This window comes from Rhizobium sp. SRDI969 (genome assembly GCF_025152725.1).
In the GTDB taxonomy this organism is placed as follows: Bacteria; Pseudomonadota; Alphaproteobacteria; order Rhizobiales; family Rhizobiaceae; genus Rhizobium; species Rhizobium leguminosarum_I.
In genome coordinates, this window is record NZ_CP104038.1 from 320,871 (window position 1) to 333,580 (window position 12,710).

At 62.1% G+C, this 12,710-nt stretch carries 10 protein-coding genes; 4 read left to right on the forward strand and 6 right to left on the reverse strand.

Annotation, left to right across the window (positions count from 1 at the left end):
* Positions 1–267: 267 nt before the first annotated feature.
* From N2A41_RS31195 to N2A41_RS31215, 5 genes are all read right to left on the reverse strand, one after another.
* Positions 268–414, reverse strand: a complete 147-nt coding sequence (locus tag N2A41_RS31195; protein WP_003594835.1) for a DUF1127 domain-containing protein — start codon at positions 412–414, stop codon at positions 268–270.
* Between the two features lie 172 nt (positions 415–586).
* Positions 587–1,567, reverse strand: coding sequence for a 3'-5' exonuclease (locus N2A41_RS31200; protein ID WP_260111864.1), 981 nt, complete (start codon positions 1,565–1,567; stop codon positions 587–589).
* 12 nt (positions 1,568–1,579) lie between these two features.
* Complete coding sequence (locus N2A41_RS31205) at positions 1,580–2,980, reverse strand: ATP-binding protein (protein WP_260111865.1); 1,401 nt, start codon at positions 2,978–2,980, stop codon at positions 1,580–1,582.
* On the reverse strand, positions 2,977–3,651 hold the full coding sequence (locus N2A41_RS31210) for a response regulator transcription factor (protein ID WP_162115094.1): 675 nt from the start codon (positions 3,649–3,651) through the stop codon (positions 2,977–2,979). Before N2A41_RS31210 ends, N2A41_RS31205 begins: the two co-directional genes overlap by 4 nt.
* Positions 3,652–3,904: 253 nt before the next feature.
* Positions 3,905–4,795, reverse strand: coding sequence for a haloalkane dehalogenase (locus N2A41_RS31215; RefSeq protein WP_260111866.1), 891 nt, complete (start codon positions 4,793–4,795; stop codon positions 3,905–3,907).
* 116 nt (positions 4,796–4,911) lie between these two features.
* Here N2A41_RS31215 and N2A41_RS31220 point away from each other — a divergent pair, with 116 nt between their 5' ends.
* The 3 genes from N2A41_RS31220 to N2A41_RS31230 all read left to right on the forward strand — a co-directional run bounded on the left by N2A41_RS31220 (position 4,912) and on the right by N2A41_RS31230 (position 7,933).
* Positions 4,912–5,334, forward strand: coding sequence for a MarR family winged helix-turn-helix transcriptional regulator (locus N2A41_RS31220; protein ID WP_260111867.1), 423 nt, complete (start codon positions 4,912–4,914; stop codon positions 5,332–5,334).
* A gap of 63 nt (positions 5,335–5,397) precedes the next feature.
* Complete coding sequence (locus N2A41_RS31225; protein WP_260111868.1) at positions 5,398–6,669, forward strand: flavin monoamine oxidase family protein; 1,272 nt, start codon at positions 5,398–5,400, stop codon at positions 6,667–6,669.
* A 232-nt stretch (positions 6,670–6,901) separates the two neighbouring features.
* Positions 6,902–7,933 (forward strand): aldo/keto reductase, encoded by a 1,032-nt coding sequence (locus N2A41_RS31230; RefSeq protein ID WP_222280315.1) that lies wholly within the window; start codon positions 6,902–6,904, stop codon positions 7,931–7,933.
* A 157-nt stretch (positions 7,934–8,090) separates the two neighbouring features.
* Here N2A41_RS31230 and N2A41_RS31235 read toward each other — a convergent pair whose 3' ends face one another.
* Complete coding sequence (locus N2A41_RS31235; protein WP_017968468.1) at positions 8,091–9,875, reverse strand: APC family permease; 1,785 nt, start codon at positions 9,873–9,875, stop codon at positions 8,091–8,093.
* A gap of 249 nt (positions 9,876–10,124) precedes the next feature.
* On the opposite strand from N2A41_RS31235, the gene N2A41_RS31240 reads away from it, so the two are divergent.
* The gene (locus N2A41_RS31240; RefSeq protein ID WP_260111869.1) at positions 10,125–12,494 is read left to right on the forward strand and encodes a DUF1989 domain-containing protein; all 2,370 of its coding nucleotides are present in this window, start codon (positions 10,125–10,127) and stop codon (positions 12,492–12,494) included.
* Positions 12,495–12,710: the final 216 nt, after the last annotated feature.

Below are 12,710 nucleotides of genomic sequence, written 5' to 3' on the forward strand. Positions count from 1 at the left end.
TGTCATTCCACAGACGACCCTGGGAGGAGGACGGGGCGCCTGTACATCGAAGGGACGCGGGAGGAGGTGCATCGCTTCGATAGAAATAATCATACTTATTTCTTGCTCAGTTGATAGGCATTTCTTTGCAGGGCAGCTATGCGTTATGCGAAAAGCGGGAGGCTCGATTCACCTGGCTCCATCTGCCGGAAGCACAAAAAGCAAAGCGCCCGCTCGGGAGGAAGCAGGCGCTGGCATGGTCTTGAAGATGCTTGGTCTAAGCTGCCGTTAGCGGGCGATGGCTGCGCGGGCGACGTTGCGGATGTCGCCGCGGCCGATGCCGAGGTCGTCCAGTTCGCGTGCGGACATACGACCCAGTTCAGCGACCGTCTGACGATACTTGCGCCAGTTATTGAAAGAGCGTGCTACGTTCATGATGATCCCCTTTCGTGGGCTTTCGAAGCTTAGCTGCCAGTCCTTGGCGCTTCGTTCGCTTCGATGAGGTGTATATAATATGAGACCGCCGATTATTGCAGCGCCAATGCATCAGTGCACCTATGCGGCGCTTGCATGGGTCGCGATGTTTTGGATCCGAACCGCTTCGCGGTCAGAGTTTGAAACGATCGAAGGCCGTCAGCCGCACCATCGGCGGCTCCGCCTCGGCCCACCGGTAAATATCCGAGCGCAGATAGGAAAGCTCGTCGCCGAGATCCTCTTCGCCGACTTCGATCCACCAGGACTTCAGGCGACCGTCGCTTCCGTCCGACCAGCGATAACCCCTCGCCTTCAGATGATCCTTCATCTCGAACGGGCTGTGTTCGGCAAAGATACGGATGCGCGAGCGCTGGCTGGCACGGTAGAGTTCGGTGAACGGGCTTTCACCGTCGCGCTGCTCTCGATCGAGGATTTCCAGCAGCGCGTGGCAGTCGTCCACGGCGCGATGGCCTTCGTGGAAATACCCGGCCTGGCCGACGAGATAGCCGAGCTTCGTACCCTCGAAGCCGCGGGCGCTCCAGTCGATCTCCGAAACCGAGCATGCCCAGGCCTTGCCGGTGAAAATCGTCGAGAAGGCCTCGCAGAACGGCCGGTCGAAACCGGCATTGTGGGCAATGATCAGATCCGCCGGCTCGATCAGCGTACGCAGCGATTGGATATCGATAAGCTGTCCTTCGACCATCGCATCGGTAATACCAGTCAGCCGGGTGATCTCGGGCGGGATCGGCCGGGACGGCTGTTGCAGGCCGCCGTAAATGCCGACGATATCGCCGATCGCGCCGTCATCGTCGAAGGTAAAGGCGACAGCGCCGATTTCGATGATCTCGTCGCTGCGGTGGTTGAGACCGGTGGTCTCCGTGTCGAGAATGACGCCGAGTTGCGAAAACCCCGGCCGTCTGACTGACGCAACCGGCCGGGCAGCCAGCTTTCTCAAGATGCGATAGTTGCCGCTCTCTTCGAGCGCCCGCGCCATGTCTTCATCGGAATGGACGACCGGCTGCGACGGCCGCCGATGCGATGGACCGCGGGCCTTGGGCGTCGCGGGCGATGCTTTGGCAAACATGTCGAGTTGCGAATCTCTGTGCACGCTCATCGAATCTATATGTCACGGAGACGCGATTGAATCCATCACTCGCGCCGGGCGCTGTGGACTATCCTCGCCTGCGGCCCTATCCGTCGGGAAGCTCAGCCGGCAGACCGCCCCGCGACTGTGGTTGTCGATGGTCACCTCGCCGCCGTGCATGCGCAGGATGTCGCGAACGAGATTGAGGCCGAGGCCGGCGCCGCGTCCGTCGTGATGGCGCTTGAAGAACGGCTCGAATATGCGATCTCGCATATCGGCGGAGATGCCCGGTCCCTCGTCCCTGACCTCGATCCAGTTGCAGCCTGATGTCAGCGAGATGGTGCCTTTCCTGCCGCCGTGGTTGATTGCGTTCTGCAGGATGTTCATCAGGGCGCGCTGCAGCGCCAGAGGATCGCCCTCGATCTCGCCGGCGCCGTCGACATCGAACTGCACCGTATAACCGGCGGCAAAGGCCAGCGGCGCCATCTCGATGATGACCTTCCTCGCCAGCTGGCCGAGATCGACCTTGGTGAACTGGACCTTGCCCTGTTTCAGCCGCTGAAGGTCGAGCATCTGCTCGGTGAGAACGGCAAGCCTCGCCGCATCTTCCAAGAGGTCGGTCTTGATCGAACTGTGCGGCAGGGATCCAATTCTCGTATTCAGAATGGCGATCGGCGTGCGCAACTCATGGGCGGCATCGGTCAGAAACCGTTCCTGCCGCTCATAACCCTCGTCGAGACGGCCGAGCGCGCGGTTGACGGCGTGCACCAGCGGCGCGATCTCTTCGGGAATATCGTTTTCCGACAGCCGGCCGCCACGCTGGTCGATATCGATCGTATCGGCCTGAAGCGCGGCCTGGTCGATCCCGACCAGCGATCGTCGCACGACGAGCGGCGTTGCGATCAGCGCGCCCAGTGCCATCACCGCGACGATGGGGATAACAATTTTCACAAGGATCAATGAGACGCGGAACAGGATGAAGGCGAGTGAGTTCGGGCCGTCGGTGCCCGTCAGAAACTGCACCCGTCCCCAATCCGTCGCAATCCACTTCATCCGGGCAGCCGGACGGTCGTGATCGCCGAGATCCGAGCCGAACTTTGCCTGGCCGACATGATCGAGCGTATTGCCGATGGTGGCATATTCTTCCGGAATCCGGCCCTCGGTCAAAACATGTCCCTGCATGTCGCGAATGGTGTACCAGAGATCGGGCGCATCTTTCCGCAGCTGTCGCAGATCCTCGGTCTCCCTCAGGCTCAACTCTCCGGTGGGCTGGCGGAAGACGGCCTGGCGCAGGATCTCGATCGTGCCCTCCGTCGATCTGAATTCGGATATCTTGCCAACCGAAATCAGCACGATCATCACCAGGATGAGCACGACCGATTGCACGGCAAGAAGCCGCCAGAACAGGCGCTTGCGCAGCGAATAGGAGCATCGTTTGCTCATGATGCTTCACGCAGGAGATAACCCACGCCCCGGATAACGTTGATGACCACGCCCGCCTGCGACGCTTGCAGCTTGCGACGCAGCCGCGATATATGGGAATCGAGCGCATTCGACTGGATCTCGTCGTCGAAGCCGAAAACTGCTTCCATCAAGGCCGGTCGCGGCACCATACGACCGGCACGGCGCATGAGGCATTCGAGCACCAGCGCCTCCCGGCGCGGCATTTCCAGACGCAGGCCGGAGACGATGATGTCGCAATAGGTCGGATCGAACGAAAGACGGCCGATCGAGATCAGCGCCGGGCGCAAGGTTTCGGAGCGGCGCATGACGGCACGCAACCGCGCCAGAAGTTCGTCGAAGACAAAGGGTTTGGCGAGGTAATCGTCTGCGCCGGTCTCAAGGCCGGTGATCCTGTCTGGAACCTCTCCCTTGGCGGTGATGACGATGATCGGCAGCGTCAGCCCTCTTTTACGGATCTTCGGAATGAGTTCGAGGCCATCGCCGTCGGGCAGTTGCCGATCCAGAAGCACGGCGTCGTAAGCGCCGTCGCCGATCACTAGCTCGGCGTCGCATAGGGTCGAGACGTGGTCCATCACCATGTCGTGCCTGGTCAGGGCACCCCGGAGCGCCACGGCCATTTGAGGTTCATCCTCGATCAGTAATATGCGCATCTCCATTCCTATCGACGGTCGGTCCGTAGGCGGACCATATCACCTAAGCATGTCCGCGGTGCCAGTCGTTCGTCGAATGCAAGATCGCCCCCTCATGGCCGAGGATAATTTCATCGTCACGCACGGCGCTGCTCGGTCGGCGATCGAAACGTGGCATGGGACCTTCACGGTGGCTGATTGATCCCGCCCATGAACCGGCTCAACATTGCAACAGTCTGTCATGTCGCAGTCACGGTGACGCAGACACAGATTTTTATGCCTGAGACGCGACCTTCCGCTGCGTTGCTCTCAGCCCCCTCCTGTCGATCCAGCTTTTGATTTCGGCGGCAATCGCCTCGGGCTGGTCCTCGGGGGCAATGTGGCGCGCCGGCCCGCACCCTCTGATCTCCAGGCTGGCGACGTTGTCGCGGCACCACGAAATCATCTCGCTGCCGATCAACAGCGTTTCGGAGGGACCGTCGAAGGTCAGCAACAGCTTGGGGACCTCAGGACTGGCGGAAAGCCAGCGGTCATAGGCCTCGATCCTGGCGACCACGTCGGCCGGCTCGCCGTTGATCGGCATGGCGCGCGGCCATTCCAGCAGCGGGCGTCGGCTGTTACGGTCGGGATAGGGTGCGCGGTAGACATCCCAGTCGAAATCGCCGAGCCCTTTCAGCGTGGTCGCGCGCAAGGCCTGTTCGATGAAGAAATTTTCGTCGAGGACCTTGGCCTCGCCGGTTCCCGCACTCCGCAACAGTTCATAACGCGCCTTTCCTCCACCCGGCAGATCCTCCCAGTCCATCGGCCGCAGGATGGTTTCCATGAAGGCGATGCCACGCACCCGCTCGGCGTGGCGCGAGGCCCAGTCGAATGCCAGGGCGCCGCCCCAGTCGTGGCCGACGAGCACGACGTCGTCGAGGTCAAGCGCATCGAACCAGGCGTCGAGATAGGCGATGTGATCGCCATAGCGGTAGCCGATATCGGGTTTGCCGGAGCGTCCCATGCCGATGAGATCGGGCGCCAGGCAGCGGCCAGGCCCTATGCCGGGCACGATGTTCCGCCAGAGATGCGATGAGGTGGGATTGCCGTGAAGGAAGACGATCGGGTCGCCCTCCCCCAGTTCCTCGTAGGAGATGAACGAGGTGAGAATATCGATGGTCGGCATATGGAGCTCCACGCTTTCGTGCTATATAGGCAGGTGACTGTCCATTTATCATATAGACAGGTAACGTCCATTTATCATATAGACAGGTAGCTGTCTATATCGCTGCGCGGGGTTTCATGCCGTCTTCTTCCCTTGGCCTGTTGTTGCGTCTGGTCCATCAGCATTGGACGCAGGCCGTCGAAGCGGCACTCGATAAGGCCGGCTACGGCGATATCCGCCCGCCGCACGCCAACGTCTTCACCTTCGCGCGGCCGGAGGGCATCCAGGTCAGCGAGCTGACCAGGCTCGCCCGTGTTCGCAAGCAGACGATGACGCAGGCCGTGGAAGAACTCGAGCGCTTGGGTTATGTCGAGCGTCGGCCCGATCCGAATGACCGGCGTGGCCGGCTGGTGTTTCTGACGGAAAAAGGCCAGGGGGTCAGGCCGATAGCGATGGCGGCGGGCCGGCGCGTCGATGAAAGCTGGGCGGCCCTGACCAGCCAGCAGCAGATGGACGATTTGCGAACAGCACTCCGGCGGCTGCTGGAACAGCTGCAATAGCGAAGCGGGGCTGGCATGAGAGCGACCCATTCCACTAACCGTCGCGCGACCGAAGGAGAATGTATGCCTGGTGACAACAGCAAAGGTGCCGACGAGGATGTCGTCGTCATCGGCGCCGGTGCCGCCGGCATTGCCGCCGCCCGCCGCCTGCAGGCAATCCGCCCGGATCTTTCCATCCTCCTGCTTGAAGCCGGCGATCGTCTCGGCGGTCGCGCCTGGACGGTCGCACTGCCTGAAGCCGCCGATATCGGGCTCGATCTCGGCTGCGGCTGGCTGCATGGCGCAAGGACCAATGCCTGGACTGCGATCGCCGGCGAGGTCGGACTGACGGTCGACCGCACGCCCGCGCCCTGGAACGATGGCGGACGGCGGCTTCTGCGGGATGACGCGGCGGCGCGCGCCGCAAGGCAGGCGATGGGCGCCTATTTCGAGCGTCTCGAGAGCCATGAGGGGAATGACGCAGCCATGGCCGATATGCTCGAGCCCGGCAATCCCTGGAACCGCCAGATCCGGGCGGTCGGCACCTATATCACCGGCGCCGAACTGGAGCGGTCGTCGGTCGTCGATTACAACAGATACGATCCCGGCCCTGGCCCTGACTGGCGGGTGCGCGAGGGCTATGGAACGCTGGTCTCGCTTTACGGCAAGCCGGTTCGGGCAAGGCTCAGCACCGAGGTCATGCGCATCGACCATCGTCATGCCGGCCGTATTGCCATCGAGACGAACCAGGGTGTGCTCAGTGCCCGTGCGGTTCTGGTGACGGTTTCGACGAACGTGCTTGCCGCCGGCAAAATCGCCTTCGACCCGCCTTTGCCTGACAAGATCGAGGCAGCGGCCCGTTTGCCGCTCGGGCTCGCCGACAAGCTGTTCTTGAAGCTCGCAAATCAGGAGGTGCTGCCGGCGGACACGCATATGTTGGGCTCTACCCGTCGTGGTGCGACCGGCACCTATCAGCTCCGGCCGTTCGGCGCTCCCGTCGTCGAGGCTTATTTTGCCGGCGACCTCGCACATGATCTGGAGGGGCAAGGTAGAGAGGCTGCCTTCTCCTTCGCTGGAGAAGAACTGGCGGCACATTTCGGCGCGGACATCCGCAAGGAGCTGTCGGTCGCCGCGATGTCGGCCTGGGCAGCAGCGCCCCATATCGGCGGCTCCTATTCCTACGCCGAACCCGGCGCCTCCGATCAACGCGGCCGTCTCGCTGCGCCGCATGACGGGCGGATCTTCTTTGCCGGCGAAGCCTGTTCGACATCGCGTTATTCGACGGCGCACGGCGCCTACGAGACCGGCGTTGCTGCAGCCGAGCTGATCGCAGCGTCTTTTTCGCAAAGTCCGTAACCTTCGCCGGCCGCGATGGCAGGCAGGAATATTTTTTTCTCACTTGGTCGCGCGAACGGGATTGGTTATGCTCCCCCTCGCCCCTGTGCTCCCAGCCCAGGGCGCTATACGTCATCCGGCGGCGAGCGGCCGCCTCAAGCACAATATTGTCATTGTCATTGATTGCAGGAGCCCCGGCTTCTACCCCGACCGTTTGCGTGTCGGCTACGGGTATCCGCATGAGGAGGAAGAAATGGATTATCGCAAGCTCGGTCCCAGCGGGACCGTCGTCACCGCCTATTGCCTCGGCACCATGACCTTTGGCGCAGAGGCCGATGAGGCCGCCTCACACAAGCTGCTCGACGATTATTTCGCCTGGGGCGGCAATTTCATCGACACCGCGGATGTCTATAGTGCCGGCAAGTCGGAAGAGATCATCGGACGCTGGCTGAAGGCGCGTCCGACTGAGGCCCGCCAGGCGATCGTTGCCACCAAGGGGCGGTTCCCGATGGGCAACGGCCCCAACGATATCGGCCTGTCGCGCCGGCATCTTAGCCAGGCGCTCGACGATTCGCTCCGCCGCCTCGGTCTCGAGCAGATCGACCTCTACCAGATGCATGCCTGGGACGCGCTGACGCCGATCGAGGAGACGCTGCGTTTTCTCGACGATGCGGTTTCCTCCGGCAAGATCGGCTATTACGGCTTCTCCAACTATGTCGGCTGGCATATTGCCAAGGCCTCGGAGATCGCCAAGGCGCGCGGTTATACCCGTCCGGTGACGCTGCAGCCGCAATATAACCTGCTGGTGCGCGATATCGAGCTTGAGATTGTCGCGGCCTGCCAGGATGCCGGCATGGGCCTGCTGCCGTGGTCGCCGCTCGGCGGCGGCTGGCTGACCGGCAAGTACAAGCGCGATGAGATGCCGACCGGCGCCACCCGCCTCGGCGAAAACCCCAATCGCGGCGGCGAATCCTATGCGCCGCGCAATGCGCTGGAACGAACCTGGGCGATCATCGCCGTCGTCGAGGAGATCGCCAAGGCGCATGGCGTCAGCATGGCGCAGGTGGCGCTCGGCTGGACGGCGGCACGGCCGGCGGTCACATCCGTCATCCTCGGCGCCCGCACGACGGAACAGCTCGCCGACAACCTCGGCGCGATGAAACTGAAGCTCTCCGACGACGACATGGCGCGGCTCAACGAGGTGAGTGCGCCCCAGCCTTTCGACTATCCCTATGGCAAGGGTGGCATCAACCAGCGCCATCGCAAGATCGAGGGCGGCCGCTGAGCCCTCCTTCTGTCTCCGAACAAACCCTGTCCGCTTCTCGCCGAAGCGGACAGATCTCCGTTGATGGCGGCGAGACGATCGCTCGATCCCCGCTTCCACGCAAAAAGCCGCCATGTTTCCATGGCGGCTTGGCGGCCTATCTGCTTGGGAGGCGATTTTAGGCCGGAAGCTGGAAGATCACGTTGGCGATCAGAACGATCGCCAGGCCGCCGGCGAGTGCGAGATAGGGCAGGATGCCGGCTTTCTTGATGCCGAGATCCTGGCCGACGAGTCCGAGATCCTCCATCGCGCCTGCGGGGAATTTGCCGCCGTCGCGCACATAGTGGCGATAGGCGAAGACCGGCAGGATCAGGGCGGCGAAGATGAAGCCGACCCAGAGGGCATTGGAATAACCCCAGACCTTGGCACCCGCACCGAGGAAGAGCGCGTTGACGAAGGCCAGCACGGTGTTGAGGCCGATCAGCCAGGTCGGCGCCTTCCAGGGGCGTTCGATATGACCGGAATCCATCCGGTGGATCCAGCCGGAATTGAGGTTCAGGAAGTTGAAGATAATGTAGCCGACATTCGAGACGGCGAGCACGAAGAAGTAGCCGCCGGCATCCGAGGCGATCGCCAGCAGGAAGAGATTGAAGGCGAAATCGGTCCACATCGCCCGGGTCGGCGCGCCGTGCTCGTTGACGTGGTCGAGATATTTCGGCAGCCAGCCATCTTTCGAGCCCTGGTAGAGCGTGCGCGAGGAACCGGCCATCGCCGTCATGATGGCGAGGAAGAGTGCCATGATCATCAGTACGACAAGCAATTGGGTAACCACGCGGCCGGCGCCGATCAGGCCGCCGAGCGCTTCGGCAACACCGGTGCCATCGACGATGCCGGGGGCCAGCATGCCTGCGTGGCCAAGAACGCCCTGGAAGGCGAAGGGCACGAGGAAGAAGAACAGGCAGCAGGCAAGGCCGGAATAGAAGATCGCCTTGAAGGTGTCGGTCTTCGGGTTCTTGAGTTCGCGGGTGTAGCAGACGGCCGTCTCGAAGCCGTAGGTCGACCAGGCGGCGATATAGAGGCCGCCGAGGAAGAGTGTCCAGCCGCCGTTGCTCCAGGTGCCGTCGACAGCGGCATAGGCGGCTGTCGGCGGCACGAGACCGGTGACGTTGGTGGCAAGGATATGGCCGCTGACGATCGGATAGAGGCCGATGATGAGCAGCGGCACCAGCACAATGATGGCCAGCCACTTCTGCACGCTTGCCGTTTCGGAAATGCCGCGATGCTGGATCGCGAAGATGACCAGCATCAGGATGCCGCCGATGAAGAAGGTGGCGTTGATATTGGCGGTGGCAAGGAAGGGAATGTTGAAGCTCAAGAGCGACCAGCTGCGGATCGCCGGCGTCAGGGCGGCGACACCGTCGGTGCCGAGCAATGCCTTGACGGCGTCATCCGGCGTCGTGCCGGCATGGGCTGCAATATATTCGGCGACGCGGGGGCTGTCGGCCGTGATGGAAGCGGCATGCGCTGAGATCCAGTCGAGGACCATTTGTGAATCCGCCGCGGGAATCGGATAGAATGCGTTGAGGATGTAACCGGCGGCGATGGCGCAGCCGAGCGACAGCACCGGCGACCAGGCAAACCAGTTGCACCAGACGGACAGCGGCGCGATGAATTTCGAATAACGCAACCAGGCGGTGGCGCCATAGACCGAGGCGCCGCCGGATTTGTTGGCGAACATGCCGGCGATCTCGGCATAGGTGAAGGATTGCAGGAAACCCATCACCATCGAGATGATCCAGACGACGAAGGCGAGCTTGCCCGTCGTGCCCGCAATCCCGCCGATGGAGAAAAGAACAAGCGGCGGCACGCCCGCAGCCACCCAGAATGCGCCCTTCCAGTCGAGCGCGCGTACAAGCTTACCTTCGGTGCCGGATGCAATCCCGGCCTCCACAATATCTGTCATCAGTGAAATTCCCCATTCTATTTGTTCCGGACGTATCTTTGTACGTCTCCCTGAACGTGTCTCCCTGACAGTCTCAAGCCCGCCCGGATAATTTTGACGATCCGTGTTCCCGACGGATTTCCCGAGTCTCAACTCTTTATGCATAGTGAAGATATTTTCTTTTTAGTCAACATCGCTTTACTTTCCACAGCCATTTTGTAAACCTGTGTCCGCATGCCGGAGGGCATGCCCGATCCCCATGAGGGCAGAATGCGAGAACTTCATCCTGCTATGACAGGCCTGCGGCCGGCCGCTCCGAGCCTCGTGCATTATCCCGGCATTCCCACCCTGCCGGAGGGAACTGAGCGCTACAGGGCAAAGGGCGGCGGATCGGTCGTTATGCGCGTCGAGCCGGGCGACCGGGTCAGCGTCATCGACAGCGAGGGCGGGCAGGTCTGCGAGATCTCCTTCCTCGACGAGAAAGGCCGCTTCCTGGCGGCCGGTCTCGGGACCGCATTCAGCAATTCAGCCGATGGTTTGAAGGCCATTCTTCAAGCGGAGGATGAGAGTGCTGCCCGCACGCGTGCTGCGCTTCAGCGTCGCGGCGCCGATCTGGCAGTTGCCGGCGGGCTCTGCATCTTCGGGGCGGGATCGACCCCGGGCAGCCAGGCGGATTTCACGATTTCCATGAAGGGCCTGTTGATCGTCGCAGCACCGGCCAGCGCCATGTCGCCGGAGGCGCAGGATACGGCGACGCCGATCGAGATCAGGATCAAGCGCAGCCTGCTGATCCGCGATTATGCCTCCGCTTTGCCGGAACCGGCCGCCGATCCGATCGAGGATATCCGCATCCGGGCGGCGAGCGCGGCAGCCTATTTCGTGCGGGCCGGCGAATTCATCCAGATCATCGACGTCTATGGACGCCAGTGCACCGATTTCCAGGCTTTTGCCGCCCGCAAGGTCGACAAGGGTCTCGACCTCGCGCTTGATTCCACCGTCACCCGCACGCTGCTCGGCCGCAGCTATCCAATGCCGGGTCTCCCCTCCAAGGCCTTCGACCGCGTCTTCGAGCCGCTGGTCGAAATCGTCCAGGATACCGTCGGACGTCACGACGCTTTCGCGACCGCCTGCAATTCGCGCTATTACGACGACATGGGTTATCCCGGCCACGTCAATTGCACGGATAATTTCAACGCGGCGCTGGCACCTTACGGCATTGCCAGCCGCAAGGGGTGGGAAGCGCTGAACTATTTCTACAACACCAATATCGACCACAACAACCAGCTCTATCTCGACGAGCCCTGGTCGCGCCCGGGCGATTACGTGCTGATGCGGGCGCTGACCGACCTCGTCTGCGTCTCCTCGTCCTGCCCTGACGATATCGACGCGGCGAACGGCTGGGATCCGACGGATATCCACGTCCGCACCTTTTCCGGAAAAGAGAAATTCTCACGAGCGGTAGCCTATCGCATGACCCCAGATGCCGACGCCGAACTGACACGCGAAACCGCCTTCCATCCTCGCCTCTCCGCGTTGACGCGGGACTACACCGAATATCGCGGCTTCTGGCTGCCGAACCGCTTTTCCAGCGAAGGGCCGGTCGAGGAATACTGGGCCTGCCGCGAGCGCGCCGCCGTCATCGATCTCTCACCCTTGCGGAAATTCGAGGTGACGGGGCCGGATGCCGAGGAGTTGCTGCAATATTGCCTGACGCGCGATGTGCGCAAGCTGTCGACCGGCCAGGTCGTCTATTCCGCCATGTGCTACGAAAACGGCGGCATGATCGATGACGGCACGCTGTTCCGGCTCGGCGACAAGAACTTCCGCTGGATCGGCGGCGATGATTTCAGCGGCATATGGCTGCGCCAGCAGGCGGAGAAGAAGGGCTTCAAGGCTTGGGTCCGCTCTTCGACCGACCAGATGCACAATATCGCCCTGCAAGGTCCGAAGAGCCGCGATATCCTCAAGGAAATCGTCTGGACGGCGCCGCGCCAGCCTGACATCGGCGAGCTCGAATGGTTTCGCTTCACTGTCGGCCGCATCGGCGGCTTCGAGGGTACCCCGATCGTCGTCTCGCGTACTGGTTACACCGGCGAACTCGGCTACGAGATTTTCTGTCATCCGAAGGATGCGCTGACGGTGTTCGACGCCGTCTGGAAGGCGGGCCAGCCGCACGGATTGAAGCCGATGGGGCTGGAGGCGCTCGACATGGTCCGCATCGAGGCGGGTCTGATCTTTGCCCATCACGAATTCACCGACCAGACGGACCCGTTCGAGGCGGGGATCGGCTTCACGGTGCCGCTGAAATCCAAGCAGGACGAATTCATCGGTCGCGAGGCGCTGATCCGGCGCAAGGAGCATCCGCGCCATCTGCTCGTCGGGCTCGACATCAAGGCCAACGAGGCCGTCGGCCATGGCGATTGCATCCATATCGGCCGGGCCCAAGTGGGTGTTATCACCAGCGCCACGCACTCGCCGATCCTCGGCAAGACGATCGCGCTCGCCCGCATCGACGTGATGCATGCGAGCCCCGGCACCGAGGTCGAGATCGGCAAGCTCGACGGCCACCAGAAGCGCCTGCCGGCGACGGTCGTGCCGCTTTCGCATTATGACCCGCAGAAGACGCGGCCGCGCTCGTAATGCCTGCTTTTGAGGTCGAGGCCGGCGATCGGCGTCCCGGCATGCAAGGCGGCCGAGATGCAACCTGATGATGAGTGAACGGCCCTGAAAAACTAAAAGTTGACAAATTCGGGTTGAGTGACTATATCTCGGTAGTCGATATTGCTTGTTTGACTTTTGTTATCGCACGCTGGCAACGTGCCCTGGACGAACTTCCCTCTTCAAAATCGAGATCAT